16 protein-coding genes are annotated in these 16,147 nt (G+C 56.2%); 12 read left to right on the top strand and 4 right to left on the bottom strand.

Translation table 11 applies throughout. The annotated features are described in order from the left end of the window. Window positions 1–41: 41 nt before the first annotated feature. Entirely contained in the window at window positions 42–1,220 is a 1,179-nt protein-coding gene (purT, locus tag C0557_RS14580) for a formate-dependent phosphoribosylglycinamide formyltransferase (RefSeq protein ID WP_208659065.1), read from the bottom strand. Between the two features lie 132 nt (window positions 1,221–1,352). Here purT and C0557_RS14575 point away from each other — a divergent pair, with 132 nt between their 5' ends. The 4 genes from C0557_RS14575 to ptrB all read left to right on the top strand — a co-directional run bounded on the left by C0557_RS14575 (window position 1,353) and on the right by ptrB (window position 4,996). Further along, window positions 1,353–1,691, top strand: coding sequence for a YebG family protein (locus C0557_RS14575; protein WP_074777650.1), 339 nt, complete (start codon window positions 1,353–1,355; stop codon window positions 1,689–1,691). A 63-nt stretch (window positions 1,692–1,754) separates the two neighbouring features. Beyond that, window positions 1,755–2,105, top strand: a complete 351-nt coding sequence (yebF, locus tag C0557_RS14570) for a protein YebF (RefSeq protein ID WP_208659063.1) — start codon at window positions 1,755–1,757, stop codon at window positions 2,103–2,105. Window positions 2,106–2,195: 90 nt separating this feature from the next. Beyond that, on the top strand, window positions 2,196–2,852 hold the full coding sequence (locus tag C0557_RS14565) for a tellurite resistance TerB family protein (protein WP_208662960.1): 657 nt from the start codon (window positions 2,196–2,198) through the stop codon (window positions 2,850–2,852). Window positions 2,853–2,935: 83 nt separating this feature from the next. After that, window positions 2,936–4,996, top strand: coding sequence for an oligopeptidase B (gene ptrB / locus C0557_RS14560; protein ID WP_074777647.1), 2,061 nt, complete (start codon window positions 2,936–2,938; stop codon window positions 4,994–4,996). Here ptrB and exoX read toward each other — a convergent pair. Both exoX and C0557_RS14550 read right to left on the bottom strand, forming a co-directional pair. Next, complete coding sequence (gene exoX, locus C0557_RS14555) at window positions 4,993–5,655, bottom strand: exodeoxyribonuclease X (RefSeq protein WP_208659061.1); 663 nt, start codon at window positions 5,653–5,655, stop codon at window positions 4,993–4,995. The genes ptrB and exoX overlap by 4 nt on opposite strands. An 11-nt stretch (window positions 5,656–5,666) precedes the next feature. Continuing rightward, window positions 5,667–5,897: a DNA polymerase III subunit theta gene (locus tag C0557_RS14550; protein ID WP_007371603.1), complete on the bottom strand. Its 231-nt coding sequence runs from the start codon at window positions 5,895–5,897 to the stop codon at window positions 5,667–5,669. Window positions 5,898–6,034: 137 nt separating this feature from the next. Here C0557_RS14550 and yobA point away from each other — a divergent pair, with 137 nt between their 5' ends. The 4 genes from yobA to blc all read left to right on the top strand — a co-directional run bounded on the left by yobA (window position 6,035) and on the right by blc (window position 8,932). Further along, window positions 6,035–6,409: a CopC domain-containing protein YobA gene (yobA, locus tag C0557_RS14545; RefSeq protein WP_074777643.1), complete on the top strand. Its 375-nt coding sequence runs from the start codon at window positions 6,035–6,037 to the stop codon at window positions 6,407–6,409. A 3-nt stretch (window positions 6,410–6,412) separates the two neighbouring features. After that, on the top strand, window positions 6,413–7,282 hold the full coding sequence (gene copD / locus C0557_RS14540; protein WP_208659059.1) for a copper homeostasis membrane protein CopD: 870 nt from the start codon (window positions 6,413–6,415) through the stop codon (window positions 7,280–7,282). Between the two features lie 18 nt (window positions 7,283–7,300). Continuing rightward, window positions 7,301–7,639: a YebY family protein gene (locus C0557_RS14535; protein ID WP_208659057.1), complete on the top strand. Its 339-nt coding sequence runs from the start codon at window positions 7,301–7,303 to the stop codon at window positions 7,637–7,639. 762 nt (window positions 7,640–8,401) lie between these two features. Next, window positions 8,402–8,932: an outer membrane lipoprotein Blc gene (blc, locus tag C0557_RS14530; RefSeq protein ID WP_074777637.1), complete on the top strand. Its 531-nt coding sequence runs from the start codon at window positions 8,402–8,404 to the stop codon at window positions 8,930–8,932. 106 nt (window positions 8,933–9,038) lie between these two features. Here blc and C0557_RS14525 read toward each other — a convergent pair whose 3' ends face one another. Then, window positions 9,039–9,827 (bottom strand): MipA/OmpV family protein, encoded by a 789-nt coding sequence (locus tag C0557_RS14525; RefSeq protein WP_208662958.1) that lies wholly within the window; start codon window positions 9,825–9,827, stop codon window positions 9,039–9,041. A gap of 127 nt (window positions 9,828–9,954) precedes the next feature. Between C0557_RS14525 and C0557_RS14520 the strand changes: the two genes are divergently transcribed. The 4 genes from C0557_RS14520 to C0557_RS14505 all read left to right on the top strand — a co-directional run bounded on the left by C0557_RS14520 (window position 9,955) and on the right by C0557_RS14505 (window position 16,126). Continuing rightward, window positions 9,955–10,650 (top strand): response regulator, encoded by a 696-nt coding sequence (locus tag C0557_RS14520; RefSeq protein ID WP_208659055.1) that lies wholly within the window; start codon window positions 9,955–9,957, stop codon window positions 10,648–10,650. Beyond that, the gene (locus tag C0557_RS14515) at window positions 10,647–11,825 is read left to right on the top strand and encodes a cell wall metabolism sensor histidine kinase WalK (RefSeq protein WP_208659053.1); all 1,179 of its coding nucleotides are present in this window, start codon (window positions 10,647–10,649) and stop codon (window positions 11,823–11,825) included. Before C0557_RS14520 ends, C0557_RS14515 begins: the two co-directional genes overlap by 4 nt. 93 nt (window positions 11,826–11,918) lie before the next feature. Beyond that, window positions 11,919–13,073, top strand: a complete 1,155-nt coding sequence (locus C0557_RS14510) for an efflux RND transporter periplasmic adaptor subunit (protein ID WP_208659051.1) — start codon at window positions 11,919–11,921, stop codon at window positions 13,071–13,073. Then, complete coding sequence (locus C0557_RS14505; RefSeq protein ID WP_208659049.1) at window positions 13,070–16,126, top strand: efflux RND transporter permease subunit; 3,057 nt, start codon at window positions 13,070–13,072, stop codon at window positions 16,124–16,126. The genes C0557_RS14510 and C0557_RS14505 overlap by 4 nt, the downstream gene beginning before the upstream one ends. Window positions 16,127–16,147 lie beyond the last annotated feature (21 nt).

Below are 16,147 nucleotides of genomic sequence, written 5' to 3'. Positions count from 1 at the left end.
CAAAAAATCCCGGCAGGCGATGAGCGCCTCCGGGCTTTTTTTTAGCCCTTAACCTGAACTGCCGCCGCAGCGGCAACCGCGCGTTCTACAGCCGTTTCGACACTTTCAGCCACGGCCAGCGCAACGCCCATGCGGCGAGAGCCGTCGATTTCAGGTTTCCCAAAAAGACGCAGTTGCACGCCGGCGGCGAGCGCATTTTGCACGTTATCGAAGGTTACATTCTGGCTGCTCAGACGCGGCAGGATCACGGCCGAAGCTGCCGGGCCGTACTGGCGGATGTCGCCAATCGGTAAACCGAGGAAAGCACGGACATGCAGCGCGAACTCCGAGAGATCCTGGGAAATCAGCGTCACCATCCCGGTATCATGCGGGCGAGGCGAGACTTCGCTGAAAATCACTTCATCGCCGCAAACGAACAGCTCAACGCCGAACAGCCCATAGCCGCCCAGCGCCAGCACGGTTTTGCTGGCAATCGCCTGCGCGCGCTCCAGCGCCAGCGGCGACATCTGCTGCGGCTGCCAGGATTCGCGATAATCACCGTCTTCCTGGCGGTGGCCGACCGGCGCGCAAAAATGGACGCCATCAACGGCGCTGATGGTCAGAAGCGTGATTTCAAAATCAAAGTTAACCACGCCTTCGACAATCACCCGTCCGGCACCCGCGCGGCCACCCTGTTGGGCGTACTCCCAGGCTTTCGTCAGTTGCTCTGCGCTTTTAATAAAGCTCTGGCCTTTACCGGAGGAGCTCATCACGGGTTTGACAATACACGGCAAACCAATCTCAGCGACGGCATCGCGAAAAGCCGCTTCACTGTCGGCAAAGCGGTAGCTGGATGTCGGTAACTGCAACTCTTCCGCCGCCAGGCGACGAATGCCTTCACGGTTCATGGTCAATTTTGTGGCACGTGCGCAGGGCACCACATGCTGACCTTGCGCTTCCAGTTCCAGCAGTGTGTCGGTGGCGATAGCTTCGATTTCTGGCACGATAAAATGCGGTTTTTCTTGTGCGACCAGCGCCTTCAACGCATCACCATCAAGCATATTGATCACATGTGAACGGTGCGCCACATGCATAGCCGGCGCATCGGCGTAACGATCAACTGCAATCACTTCAATGCCCAATCGTTGACATTCAATGGCTACTTCCTTACCCAGTTCGCCAGAGCCGAGTAACATAACGCGAGTTGCTGCCGGGCGCAGCGCAGTACCTAAAAGAGTCATAGCATCATACCGTTGGAAAAAAAACTGGGCGCAGTATAAACGAAAACGTTTGCGTCTGTCTTTTATCCCTTGCGATGCTTTTTTCATCGCGCTATTATACTGTATAAATACACAGTTGAATGAGGCTGCATCATGGCGGTAGAAGTTAAATACGTAGTCATTCGTGAAGGTGAGGAAAAAATGTCTTTTGCCAGCAAAAAGGAAGCTGATGCTTACGATAAAATGCTCGATCTGGCGGAAGTGCTGGGCGACTGGTTAGGTACCGGCCCGGTAGCGCTGGAAGATGAGATGCGCGACCAAATGGCGCTGTGGCTTGCCGAACAGAAAGACGCGCTGAGCGGTATTCTGAAATCCGGCAAATTGCCAGGCGCTGAAGCGGAAGAACCTGCCGCAGCGGCTGCTTCTGATGATGCTGAACCGACAGACGCAGTGGATATTAAAAGCGCGCAGAAGCGCGCGAAAGTGGCCTGATCTTGCACTGCCAGCAATTTGTACCATGCTTTTGACTGGACAAGTCAGTACCTGGAGATAAGCATGAAAATAGCAGGAGTTTTTACAGGTCTGCTTTTGCTGGCAGGCAGTACCATGGCGCACGCTGCAACGGATAAAGCGGTAAAGTTTCCTTCTTGTGAAGGCCTTGATGCCGATGGGATCGCGGCCAGCGTTAAGCGTGACTATCTGCAAAATCGCATTGTGCGCTGGGCAGACGATCAGAAAAAACTGGGGCAGGCCGATCCGGTCGCCTGGGTGAATCCGAAAGAGATCGTCGGCAAGGGTGATCAATGGACGGTACCGCTCACGGTTCGCGGTAAAAGTATGGATATTCACTACCGCGTGGCCGTTGATTGCAAAGCGGGTACGGCAGAGTACCAGCCGCAGCCGTAACGCGATAATTTTCTCATCTTTTGCCGCGACAGACACTTCCTGACATCCCCCTCGCTTACTCTGGTCAACCACACATTGATAAGCGAGGGCATTATGAGTTGGTTGAATCAAATACAGTCGTTGCTGGGTTCGAAAGATAATACGGATCCCTCATCTTCGGGCGAGCAGAGATTACATAACCTGCTGGCGCCGGGTGCTCTGGGTGGTCTTGCCGGGCTGCTTGTTGCCAGTAAATCCTCACGTAAATTTCTTGCTAAATACGGTACCAGCGCACTGCTGGTTGGCGGCGGCGCGGTCGCTGGTACGGTGCTGTGGAATAAATACAAAGACCGTATCCGCAACGCGCATCAGGGAGAACCGCAGTACGGGCAGCAGCAATCTCCGCTGGATGTGCGCACGGAGCGCCTGATCCTGGCCCTGGTTTTTGCGGCGAAGAGCGATGGTCATATCGACGATAAAGAACGAGCCGCTATCGAGCAGCAGCTTCGTGACGCCGGGGTGGAAGAACAGGGTCGGCGGCTGGTTGCGCAGGCGATCGAACAACCGCTGGATCCCGCGCGTCTGGCGCAGGGCGTACAGAATGAAGAAGAGGCGCTGGAACTCTGGTATCTCAGCTGCGCCGTCATTGATATCGATCACTTTATGGAACGTAGCTATCTGAATGCATTGGGAGATGCGTTACAGATCCCGCAGGCAGTTCGTGAGGAGATAGAAGAGGATATAAAGCAGCAAAAACTTACCGCTTGATTCTGATTACAGTGTGGTTTCGCTTGCATCACGCGCGGGTTTTGCCAACCTTACAAGAGTGTTAAACAAAAAAGATCAATACTATGTCGCCGAAAGCAAAACAGATCCCACACGCTATCACCACGCATGGCGATACGCGCGTTGATAACTATTACTGGCTGCGGGACGACACCCGCTCGCAGCCAGAGGTGCTTGACTATCTGCATCAGGAAAATGATTACGGCCGCAAAATGATGGCGTCGCAACAGGCGTTACAGGATGAGGTGCTGCAGGAGATCATCTCACGCATACCGCAACGTGAAGTTTCTGCGCCCTATGTCAGAAATGGTTATCGCTATCGGCACATTTACGAACCCGGTAATGAGTATGCAATCTACCAGCGTCAGTCGGTGCTGAGCGCAGAGTGGGATGAGTGGACGGTGCTGCTGGATGCCAACCAGCGCGCATCACACAGCGAATTCTATACGCTCGGCGGCCTGGAAGTTTCGCCAGACAACGCCATCATGGCGATAGCCGAAGATTTTTTATCGCGCCGCCAGTATGGTTTGCGTTTTCGTAACCTTGAAACCGGCAACTGGTACCCGGAAGTGCTGGATAACGTCTCACCGGATTTTGTCTGGGTTAATGACTCCGAAACGCTCTACTATGTGCGCAAGCATGCAACCACGCTGTTGCCGTATCAGGTGTGGCGGCACACCGTCGGAGAACCGGCGCAGCAGGATGAGCTGGTGTACGAAGAGCAGGATGAGACCTTCTATGTCGGTTTAGGCAAAACGACCTCGCAGCACTACATTACAATCCACCTTTCCAGCGCGACCACCAGTGAAGTGCTGCTTCTCGACGCAGAGCTACCGGATGCGCAGCCGCTCTGTTTTTTGCCAAGACGCAAAGAGCATGAGTACAACCTTGACCATTTCCAGCACACTTTCTACCTGCGTTCTAACCGCGAAGGCAAAAACTTTGGCCTGTATCGCACCAAAGTGCGCGATGAAAGGCGCTGGGAAGTGCTGATCCCGGCGCGCGAACAGGTGATGCTGGAAGGGTTTACGCTCTTCAGCGACTGGCTGGTGGTTGAGGAGCGGCAGCGCGGCTTAACCAGCCTGCGGCAGATCAACCGTAAGACGCGGGAAGTGGTGGGCATTGCGTTTGACGATCCGGCATATGTCACCTGGTTGGCGTATAACCCGGAACCAGAAACCTCGCGTTTACGCTACGGCTACTCGTCGATGACCACGCCGGACACGCTTTTTGAACTGGATATGGATACCGGCGAGCGGCGCGTGCTGAAGCAGGTTGAAGTCGCGGGTTTCGATGCCAGCCACTACCGCAGTGAACACCTGTGGATCCACGCCAGAGATGGCGTCGAAGTCCCGGTCTCGCTGGTTTATAACCACACCTTATTTCGCAAAGGTGAAAATCCGCTGCTGGTCTACGGATATGGATCTTATGGCGCCAGCATGGATGCCGACTTTAGCAGCAGCCGCCTGAGCCTGCTCGATCGGGGCTTTGTGTTTGCCATTGCCCACGTACGCGGCGGCGGTGAGCTGGGGCAATCGTGGTATGAAGAGGGAAAATTCCTCAACAAGAAAAATACCTTCAATGATTTTATTGATGTCACCGATTCGCTGCTGGCGCAGGGATATGGTTCGCCGCTCTTCTGCTACGGCATGGGGGGAAGCGCTGGCGGTATGCTGATAGGCGCAGTCATCAATCAGCGTCCCTCGCTATTTCATGGTGTGATTGCCCAGGTGCCCTTTGTCGATGTCGTGACCACCATGCTGGATGAATCTATTCCGCTGACCACCGGTGAGTTTGAAGAGTGGGGGAATCCGCAGGATGAAACCTACTATCACTACATCAAGGGCTACAGCCCTTATGACAACGTCGAGGCCCACGATTACCCGCACATGCTGGTAACGACCGGGCTGCATGATTCGCAGGTGCAGTACTGGGAACCGGCGAAGTGGGTGGCAAAACTGCGCGAGTACAAAACGGACAATAACCTGCTGCTGCTCTGTACCGATATGGATTCCGGACACGGAGGGAAATCCGGACGTTTTAAATCCTATGAAGGCGTAGCGCTGGAGTATGCTTTCCTGATTGCCCTGACGCAGGGCACCTTACCCGGACACGGGGTACATTAATCGTCGCCGAGATAGTGCTTTAACGTCAGTCGCAGTTCCGGGCTCATGCGCTCCAGGTTATTGAACAGCCAGCGCAGATAACCCGGATCGCGGTCGGCAATCTCAGACACTGCTTTGCCGCGGTATTTGCCGAATGTGAAGGTGGTTACCAGCGCCGGGCGGCCGGTCACGGTCGCCATCTGATCCGGTGTCCAGCCGGAGACCTGCATAATGTCGATGAGCAACGCAGCGGTGATATAGCAGTCGTATAACGCGCGGTGATGATGCAGCCCCGGCGGCGTCTGTACGCTCAGTTTGCGGGATTTATACAGCGCCATGTTGCTGTATTTAATTCCTGGCCAGAGACGGCGCGCCAGCTTCATGGTGCAGATCCATTCGCCCGGCATTTCTGGCAGCACGCGGCGGTCAAAACTGGCGTTATGCGCCACGTACCAGTTGCTGCCATAGTAGTGCGGCACAATCTCTTCAATCCACGGCTGCTGAGCCACCATTGCTTCTGTTATGTGATGGATGGCCATCGCCTGCGGACTGATAGGGCGATCGGGCCGGACCAGATGGCTCATCGGATTGACTATCTTTCCGTCAACCACGTCAACGGAGGCTATTTCCACCACCCCGCCTTGCAGGTCGCAGGTTTCGGTATCGATAACACGTAACATAACCGGCTCCGTTATTTAGCTTTAGGCTCATAAGGCAGACGCGAAAGCGAAACGGAAGCCAGACGATGAGCGATTAAACGCTCGCGAAACCAGTTACGCAGGTGCTCCGGCTGTTCACGCTCCACGGCTTCCGCAATCACCGGCATGTTGTAGCGTTCTTTAAAGGCAACGCCCGCGGCAGCAAGATCGACATTGACCTTGTCCATCTCGTCCTGTTCAAGCTGCGCAAGATTGGTAATCATGATTTTCTCCTGGGTTCACGCGGCAAAAGTTACTAAGCCTGTCGCAGAAAGACAAGTGCACCGACAATGATACTCGACGCGAATATTGTACAGGGTTATTCTTTTCCCTAAATGTATAACAAAAAGGAATGAACTCTATGTCCATCTCTTCTTATGCACACTGGCGAACAGCGGTGCTCATCGCCAGCCTTTTTACGGCACCTGCAGTGCTGGCACATGCGCATCTCAAGGGGCAATACCCGGCCGCCGATGCGGCGGTAACCGCTGCGCCACAGGCGCTAACGCTGAACTTCTCTGAAGGTATTGAACCGAAATTCAGCGGCATCTCGGTAACCGGTGCGCAGCAACAAATTATCCGGACCGGCGCAGTAAAGCGCAATGAGAATGACAAAACGCAAATGATCGTTCCGCTGGAGCAACCGTTGACGCCGGGCAATTATACCGTTAACTGGCACGTGGTTTCCGTTGATGGGCACAAAACCAGCGGCCAGTATCACTTTTCTGTGAAGTAACCAATGCTGGAGACCGCTTTTGTTGGGTTGCGATTTGTGCATTTCGCCACCCTGATGCTCTCTTTTGGCTGCGCGCTGTTCAGCGCGTGGCTGGCTCCGCGCAGCCTGGAGCATCTGATGACCCGCCGCTTTCTTCCTCTTCTGCGTGGATGTTTATGGCTGAGCGCCCTTAGCGCGATCCTGATGTTCGCTTTCCAGGGCGGATTAATGGGGGAGGGATGGGGAGATGTCTGGCAACCGTCGACCTGGCTGGCGGTAGCAGCGACCGGTTTTGGCACGATCTGGGCGTGGCAAATCATTTTTGCCCTCCTGACGCTGATAAGCCTGTTCCTTCAGCCTCAACAACAGCGGCGCATCTTCGTGCTGCTGGCGATCCAGTTTCTGCTGGCGGCGGGAGTCGGACACGCTGCAATGCGCGAAGGGGCGATGGGCGTTCTCCAGCGTGGCAATCATGCGCTGCATCTGCTTTGCGCGGCGATGTGGATCGGCGGATTGCTGCCGGTACTGTTTTGCATGCGCCTGGCCCATGGGCAGTCACGCCCGGCGGCCATCTCGGCCATGCTGCGTTTTTCCCACTATGGCCATTTTGCGGTTGCGGGCGTGCTGGCAACGGGTGTGGTCAATACGCTATTGATCGAAGGCGTAGCGCGCCCATGGCAAAATGACTGGGGGCGGATGCTGTTGCTGAAATGTGCGCTTGTGGCCCTGATGGTGGTAATTGCCCTTGTGAATCGGTATGTTCTGGTGCCGCGTCTGAATCGGCATCATGATGCTGCGCGGCAGCGATTTATCATCCTGACCTGGGTCGAATTGGGGTTGGGTGCGCTGGTGCTTGCCGCAGTGAGCCTTTTTGCGACATGGGAACCTTTTTGACTGAACCTGGCGGAAAGAATGAAAAAGAACTTATTAGGGCTGTTAATGCTGACATGTTCAGGTGTGGCGATCGCTGCACCGCAGGTGATCACCGTCAGCCGCTTTGAAATGGGCAAAGACAAATGGGCATTTGATCGCGAAGAGATCATGCTGACCTGCCGTCCCGGACATGCGCTTTATGCCATCAATCCCAGCACGCTGGTGCAATACCCGCTGAACGATGTGGCGGAAAAGCAGGTTGCCAGCGGCAAAGCCAGTGGGCAGCCGATCGGCATTATTCAGGTTAATGATCCCGCAAAACCCGGTGAAAAGATGAGCCTTGAACCGTTTATTGCCCGGGCAGAGAAACTTTGTTAACTGGCAACATTAACTGACTAATATTCAATAAAAAACCGCAAGCCTGTCCGAGCAAGTCTTGCGGTTTTTGCATTTTTTAACGTGACGGTTAGCGAATTTTTCTGACCACTTTTGTCGCGGACTGGAAAAGCTGACGCCGTCATCTATTCTTAAAGTGCCAGGCGACTTAGCCTGCATTAATGCCAACTTTTAGCGCACGGCTCTCTCCCAAGAGCCATTTCCCTGGACCGAATACAGGAATCGTATTCGGTCTTTTTTTATCTGCCCTTCTTACAGGCAGTTACAGCACAAAGCCCGAAAACGACCCATGCTGGTCAGAAGTTTCATGTTCGGACTTTTCAACTTTATACCAGAATAAATTCCTTTTTGCCCAGTTTATCGAAAATCTTTCAACGTAACATTTCTCCCGATTTTGCGGATTTACAACCCAGGAAAAGAGGGGAAATACTGATATTTTTCAGCCGGTAAGGCGTGTGTATACCCAGATTTTCAATCTCCTGCTCATAGTCAGCCACAAACCGATCAATGACGGATTGTCTATGCGTACCTCTATGATGGACAACAGCCTCTCGGGGTAGAGTTAAAATCTGTACAATCACAAAATCTTGTCCAAATTTTGACAAAAATTATTTTGATTACTATTTTATTTCAATTGGTTATCGGTTGCTTTCTTAAGCGATTTATTAGCGAGAAGAGATAAAACAGACGCAACAGAAGCCCGGTATCCACGCACACTTGATGCTGCAGAGAAAAGGAGCGCCCATGAAATTCTGGCCTGTTTTGACTGGCGTAGCGATTGCGCTGACGCTGGTGGCTTGTAAGTCGCCCACTCCGCCGAAAGGCGTACAGCCCGTGACCGGCTTTGATGCCAGCCGCTATCTTGGCAAATGGTATGAAATCGCACGGCTGGAAAACCGCTTTGAGCGCGGCCTGGAGCAGGTCACCGCGACCTATGGCCAGCGCCGCGACGGGGCAATCAGCGTGCTGAACCGAGGTTACGATCCGCAAAAGCAAAAATGGCGTGAGAGCGAAGGCAAAGCGCTGTTTACCGGGTCACCGACAACCGCCGCGCTGAAGGTCTCGTTCTTTGGCCCGTTCTATGGCGGCTATAACGTTATTGCTCTCGATGACGACTATCACTACGCGCTGGTGAGTGGGCCAAACCGCGATTACCTGTGGATCCTTTCACGCACGCCGACCATTCCGGACGCGGTGAAGCAAAATTATCTCGCGATTGCGCAGCGTCTGGGTTTCCAGGTCAATCAACTCCATTGGGTTGTGCAAAGCGACTAGCGCAGGAACCCGCTCTCCGCAGGTTGCAGAAAAGCCGGAGAGCGGTTTATGTCCATAATGATCGCGGCATCAGAGCAAAGCGGGCAGGTTTGCCTGTCTGAACCGTCTAGAACGTATAAAGAATGGCCAGCACGCCATTCCCTTCGTTACGGCGCTGCACCAGCGGGCTGTCTGCAGCATGGTCGCTCAACCAGCTATAACCGACGCTGATCATTGCTCCCCAGTGTTCATCAAATTGATGATTCCACGTCAGGTCACTGTTCACCCCATAGAAACCCGCCGCTGCCGCGTAGCGAGCGTATCCACTACGCAGACTTTGCTCTCTGCTGACGCCATAAAAGGTGTTCATGTAACGGCTATCGCCAAACAGCGCGGCAGACTGAAAAGCCAACGTATCGCTGGCGGTTTGCAGCGGAATTAACGCCAGCGATGTCTGGTATTGCACGCCCTGGCCGTCGGTCAGGGGAAGGGTGGCTTTGCCTTCGATGTTAAACCATGGGGTAATGCTCCAGCCGACAGCCATTGCCGTATTGAGGGTGGCATCAATGTTACCCATCCCTTTTAAATTGTTTGCGCCATCGCGCCAGCCGGAGTTGCTATCGGCACGTCCCAGCCCATAACCGAGCGTATGTTCGAAATAGAGTCCGTTATCGGCCTGTAAGTCGTAGCCCAGCCCTTTTTGCGAATCAAAAAAGAGCGCATTCCAGCGTGCCTGTATCACAGGAACCATTTGCAGGCGTTGTTTGTCTGAGCCACTGTAGCGAGGGGCATATTGCCCCCCGATGCCAACGGTGAACGCATTTTGCGCGGCAGCATCGTCATCAGCATGGGCTGAAAATACGAAGGCGGCCAGTAATGGGCTGCTCCTGTACAAGGCGGTTTTTATCGATATCATCATCACATCTCGCTTATTGGGGAACATGCTGTTTCGGCAGGGTTTTACCATCTTCTGAGTGCGGAAGATATCCGGCTCATATCAATAAACGGTCAGGAAAGTGTTAAGAAACGGTCAAGGTGAGCAAATGCTGTCCCGAAAAATTCTTGTGATCGAAGACGATGTCGATGCGGCAAACGTGCTGGAAGCCTACCTGCGTCGTGAAAATTATGATGTATCGTTGACCGTCGATGGCCTTAGCGGGCTTGAGCTGGCGCAACGCTGGAAGCCCGATCTTATCCTGCTGGACGTGATGTTGCCGGGAATGAATGGCACGGAAGTGCTGGCGGCTCTACGGCGTAAAAGCGATGTGCCGGTGATTATGGTAACGGCGATGGGAGATGCTCCCGATCGCATTGGCGCATTGCGTTACGGTGCGGATGATTATGTTGTGAAACCCTACCATCCCGGCGAAGTGGTGGCGCGCGTTCAGGCGGTGCTGCGGCGCGCTGGCCGCACAGAAACGCGTGAAGAGATCCTGCGCTGGCACCATCTGGAAGTGAACACCACCGCCATTACGGCGGCGGTCATCCAGCCGGATAACAGCGAGCGTTTTCTCGAACTGACGCCAGCCGAGTTTTCGATTTTAACCACCTTGCTGCGCCATCCCACTCGACCTTTTTCACGCCAGTTCCTGCTCGAGCAGTGCCTGCCGGAAAGCGAAGCGCTGGAAAGGGTCGTCGATACCCACGTTTATAATTTACGCAAAAAACTTGAAAGTGCGGGCGTAACGGGCGTTTTAGCCAATGTGCGCGGGATCGGCTACAGGTTCCGCCAGCCATGAAAAAATCGGTGCATCAATCGCTCTGGCGCTGGATTTGCGGGCGCATCCTCGCGCTGGCGATCGGTTCTGTCATTATCATCGCGTTATGTATGTGGTTGCGTTACGCCGTGCAGAATTTCTGGGCGCTACGCCATATGCCCGCCCCGGTGCGCGCCGAGTTTCTTGCCCTGAAAGAGAACCCGCAGCTCAATCCGTCGCGCTTCCACGATATTGTCGATACATGGTGGGGGCTGAGCTATTCCACGCCCTCCATTGCCTCAGCGGACTGGATAATGGTCGCCGTGTTGGTGCTGGTGATGATTCCCTTTATTGTCATTATGGGGCTTCGCTATGCGCGGCCGCTGGCGCTGCAATTCAGCCGACTGCGGGATGCGGCCGATGAAGTCACGCACGGCCAGTTCGGCAGCCAGGCGGAGCTGGTAAAAGAAGCGCCTGAGGAAATGGTGCGATTCGCCAGCGACTTCAACAGCATGACGCGCCAACTGGCGAGATATGATCGCGAGCTTCGGGCGTCGCATGTGGCAATGGCGCATGAACTGCGCTCGCCGCTGACGGCCGCCATTGGTCGTTTGCAGGGCATGCTGGATGGGGTGTTTGAACCCAGCGAAGCGCAACTGGGAATGGTGATGAAGCAGTTGCAATATCTCAGTCGGCTGACGGATGAACTCCACCTGTTATCACTGGCTGATGCCGGGCAGCTTACGCTTACGCTCCAGCCGGTGTCTCTGGCGGAACTGTTAAATGAGCGCGCAGCATGGCTGAAACCGCTGGCCGATAGCGCCGGTCTGACGATTACCGTTACCGCAAGTGCGCCTTCGATGTTTATCGGTGACGCGTTCCGCCTGGGGCAGGTTTTTACCGTCCTGATGGAAAATGCGCTGCGCTATGGTCGGCGGGACGGCCATTTATCCATCGTTCTTCAGCCACAGCATAACCTCTACCAGATTGATTTTGAGGATGACGGGCCGGGCGTGACGGCGGATTTTCTGCCGCTGATGTTTGAGCGCTTCACCCGCGCAGAAACATCGCGGGCGCGACATTCCGGTGGCAGCGGCCTTGGGCTTTCCATTGCTCGCGCCATTTGCCACGCGCATGGCGGTAGCATCAGCGCTTCATTACCGGAAAAAGGCGGCCTGAAAGTCAGCATCTCGCTTCCCACGGACGCGGCAGGGTAATTCACCCGCTCTTGATGGATTCTTGACGAAAACTGGAACGAATCTCGACGCAAGCCGGATTCAATAACGCCATTACCGATTCGGAGTGGCGTTATGTCAGAACAATTTAGCGATTATCTGCGTCAGAGCCTGCATCATCTTTTTACTGTTGCACGCACGGTTTCCCTCTTTTCTCTGCTTCCGCTGCTGCTTCTCGCGGCGGCACTGCCGTTGTTGACGGGATGCGGAGAGAAACAGACCGAAAAACCCGCGCCGCCAAGACCCGTTCGTTATCAGATTATCGGGGCGGCATCCGCACATCCGCTGACGGTGCGCACCGGGGAGATCCGCGCCCATGATGAAACGGCGCTGGCTTTTCGCCTCGACGGGCGAATGGTCAGCCGGCTGGTTGATATTGGCGATCGGGTGCATGCCGGGCAGGTGCTTGCCGCAATTGAAAGTGAGACCGGAAAAAACCAACTGACCAGCGCCACCGCCGATGTGGAAAGCGCCCGCGCCGCCGAACGCGTTGCGGCACTTAACCTGAGCCGGATGCAGAAGCTCATGCCTTCCGGAGCTATCGCCCGCACCCAGCTTGATAGCGCTCTTGCCGACTGGCAGGCGGCCGCATCCCGCCTGAAAAGCAGTATCGCTGCGTTGCACACTGCGCAGGACAATCTGGCCTGGACGCAACTGACCGCGCCTGCCGATGGGATCATCACGCGCGTCAGCGCCTCAGCGGGGCAGGTGGTCAGCGCAGGGCAGACGATCTTCACGCTGGCGACCAGCGATGCGCGCGATGTGGTTTTTGATATCGCCGATCCGCAGTGTTTGCCGGCGTCATCGGCAAACGCGCTGCGGTTTCCGGTGGCTTTGCTGGCAAACCCGGCTATCCGCGCCAGCGGAAAATTGCGTGATATCAGCCCGCAGGCCGATCCGCAGACCCGCACCTGGCAGGTCAGGGTGACTTTAGAGGCGCCGCCTGCGGCAATGGCGCTGGGAGCCAGCGCGACCGTTGAGATACCGTCAGCGATGCCTGGCGGCTATACCGTACCGGCGTCAGCACTCAGCCGCCTTGGCGAGCAACCGGCGGTGTTTATTATCGATGGGCGCGGACAGGCGCAATTACGCGCGGTCACGCTTGCCGGTTACTCTGCAACATCCGCCGTGATTGCTTCAGGCGTGGGCGTCGGCGACAAAATCATCACCGCAGGCGTCAGCAAACTGCGCGCCGGTGAACCGGTCATTGCCGGGGAGCCGCAGCCATGAAGCCTGTTGAACCGCGCTTTAACCTTTCTGCCTGGGCGCTGGCACATCAGCAACTGGTAAGCTTTTTTATGCTGCTCATTATCGCGACCGGCGTGCTGTGCTACGAAAATCTGCCGCGTAATGAAGATCCGGCCTTCACCATCAAAACGGCGGTGGTGTCGGCACAGTGGCCTGGCGCCACGGTTGCGGATACCACGCGGCTTGTTACCGATGTGCTGGAGAAGAAACTCCAGGAGATCCCTTGGCTGGATTATATCGAAAGCGAAACCCGGGCTGGCAGCACCGTTATCTATGTCAATCTGCGCGACGATACGCCGCCGCGGCAGGTGCCGGATATCTGGTATCAGATCCGCAAAAAGATGCAGGACATTGCCTCTTCGCTGCCTCAGAGCGCACAAGGTCCGGCGGTGAATGATGAGTTTGATGACACCTTTGGCACCCTTTATGGCTTCACGGCGGAGGGCTATAGCGCACGTGAACTGCGCGATCGTGTGGAGGTGATCCGCCGCGGCCTGACGTCGCTTCCGGATATGGGCAAAATGACCCTGCTGGGTGAACAGCAGGAACAGATAGTGATTGCCTTTTCGCCCCGGCAACTGGCAGGAATGGGGCTGGATATCCAGCAGGTGAGCGATGCACTGGCGGCGCAAAATGCCGTCGAACCGGCCGGAACGCTTCGTACCGGCAAAGATAATGTCGCGCTGCGCGTCAGCGGCGCGCTGACCAGCGAGGAGAGCCTACGGGCGATCACCCTGCACATCAACGACCGCTATATTCCGCTGACCGATATTGCCACCGTGAGCCGCCAGATTGCCGAGCCGCCTGCGCCGGTGTTTCGCGTCAACGGCCAGCCTGCGATCGGGTTGGCCATTTCGATGGCCGCCACCGGCAATATGCTGCGTTTCGGCCAGGCATTGAACGCAAGAATGGCAGAGGTTGCGGCGCAGTTGCCCCATGGCATTGAGATGGTGAAAGTGGCAGACCAGTCGGCGGTGGTGAGCGACGCGGTCAGCGGCTTTGTCCGGGTGCTGGTTGAGGCCGTGCTGATTGTGCTTGCGGTCTCTTTTGTTTCGCTGGGAATGCGTGCGGGGCTGGTGGTTGCCGCTGCGATACCGCTGGTACTGGCGATGACTTTTGCCGGGATGATGCTGGCCGGAATCGGGTTGCAGCGCATTTCTCTGGGCGCGCTGATCATTGCGCTGGGGCTGCTGGTGGATGACGCGATGATCACCGTGGAAACCATGGTTGCGCGGCTGGAGGCTGGCGAGTCGCGCAAAAGCGCCGCTACCTATGCATTCAAAACCACGGCGTTTCCTATGCTCACCGGAACGCTGGTGATGATCGCCGGTTTTATCCCCGTTGGCTTTGCCGCCAGCAGCGCCGGAGAATACTGCTTCTCGTTGTTTGCGGTGGTATTGATGGCCTTACTCTGCTCGTGGGTGGTCGCCATACTCTTCTCGCCGCTGACAGGCGCCTGGTTGCTGCCAGCCCACATCAACGGGCGCGAACGCGGCGCAGGACGGCTGGCACGTGCATATCGGGCTTTGCTGGCGTGTGTGCTGCGCCACCGCTTATCGACTCTGGTGATTGCCGTTGCCGCACTGGCGCTGGCAGCGATCGGTACACGCTGGATGCAGGGAGAGTTCTTCCCGGCCTCGGATCGCCCGGAGCTGCTGGTCAGCCTGTCTCTGCCAGCGAATGCCTCTCAGCCGGAAATGGAGCGGCAAGCGGAACGCCTGGAGAAGGCGCTCAAGGGGAATGCGGATATCGATCGCTACACCACGTATGTCGGTTCCGGCGCAGTACGTTTTTATCTGCCGATGGATGTGCTGCTGGATAATGAAAACACCGCGCAACTGGTGGTGGTGGCGAAAAATCTGGCGGCGAGGGATCGCCTGCACCAGCAATTGACGACGCTGCTGGCCAGCCAGTTCGCCGATCTGACAACCCGCGTTTCGCCGCTGGAGTTAGGGCCGCCCGTTGGCTGGCCGGTGAAATACCGGGTGAGCGGGCCGGATTATGCGCAGGTGCAACGGCTTGCACATCGCCTGGCGGCAGAAATAGGCACTTCATCACTGACACGCGAAGTGAACCTGACCGCTGGCGAGCCGGAGAGGACAATTACGCTTCAGGTCAACCAGACGGCAGCGCGGGCGGCAGGGGTTTCATCAGAAAGCATCGCGCAAATGCTGAATACCGTCTGGTCCGGCAGCACGGTGACCACGGTGCGGGATAACGATCGCCTGGTCGGGGTGGTGTTGCGCGGCAACGATCGTGAACGGCTGGATTTTGGCACGCTGTCGACGTTGATGTTACCGACAGCAAAGGGCACAAAAATTCCGCTCAGCGAAGTCGCCACGCTGGCCTGGGGCGTGGACGATCCGGTTATCTGGCGTCGCCAGCGTCTGCCCTTTATCACGGTGCAGACCGATCTGGCACCCGGCGTGCGTGCAGAAAGTGTGTCGGCTGGCCTGCGTCCGACAGTGGATAAACTGCGCGCGCAACTGCCTGCCGGATACCGCATCGAAGAAGGCGGGACAGCGGCTGAATCTGATAAAGGGAACCGCTCGGTGTACGCCGTGCTACCGGTGACGCTCATTGTCATGCTGACGTTGTTAATGCTCCAGTTGCAACGTTTTTCCCGCATGCTTCTGGCGCTGCTGATGGCCCCGTTTGGTCTGCCGGGGATTGTGCTGGCGATGCTGCCGACGGGAACGCCGATGGGCTTTGTGGCATTGCTGGGGGTGATTGCGCTGGCGGGGATGATTATTCGCAACGCGGTGATTTTAATAAGCGAAGTGGACAGCAATCTGGCGCAGGGGATGGCCGCAAACGAAGCCATTGTGGCGGCGACGGAGCACCGGGCGCGGCCCATTATGTTGACCGCCTGCGCCGCGATCCTCGGGATGATCCCTATCTCACATCAGGTTTTCTGGGGGCCGATGGCCTACGCGATTATCGGCGGGCTGATTGTGGCCACGCTGGTCACGCTGACCGTGTTACCCGCCGCCTTCAGCCTGCTGCTGAGTTGGCATAAAGCCGCAGACCATTAGTCTATTCAGGCTCTCAGGGAA

Source organism: Kosakonia sp. MUSA4 (assembly GCF_013085925.1).
GTDB classification, from domain to species: domain Bacteria; phylum Pseudomonadota; class Gammaproteobacteria; order Enterobacterales; family Enterobacteriaceae; genus Kosakonia; species Kosakonia sacchari_B.
Note: the sequence above shows the minus strand (reverse complement) of the source record. Positions and strands in the feature narration are given on the sequence as shown.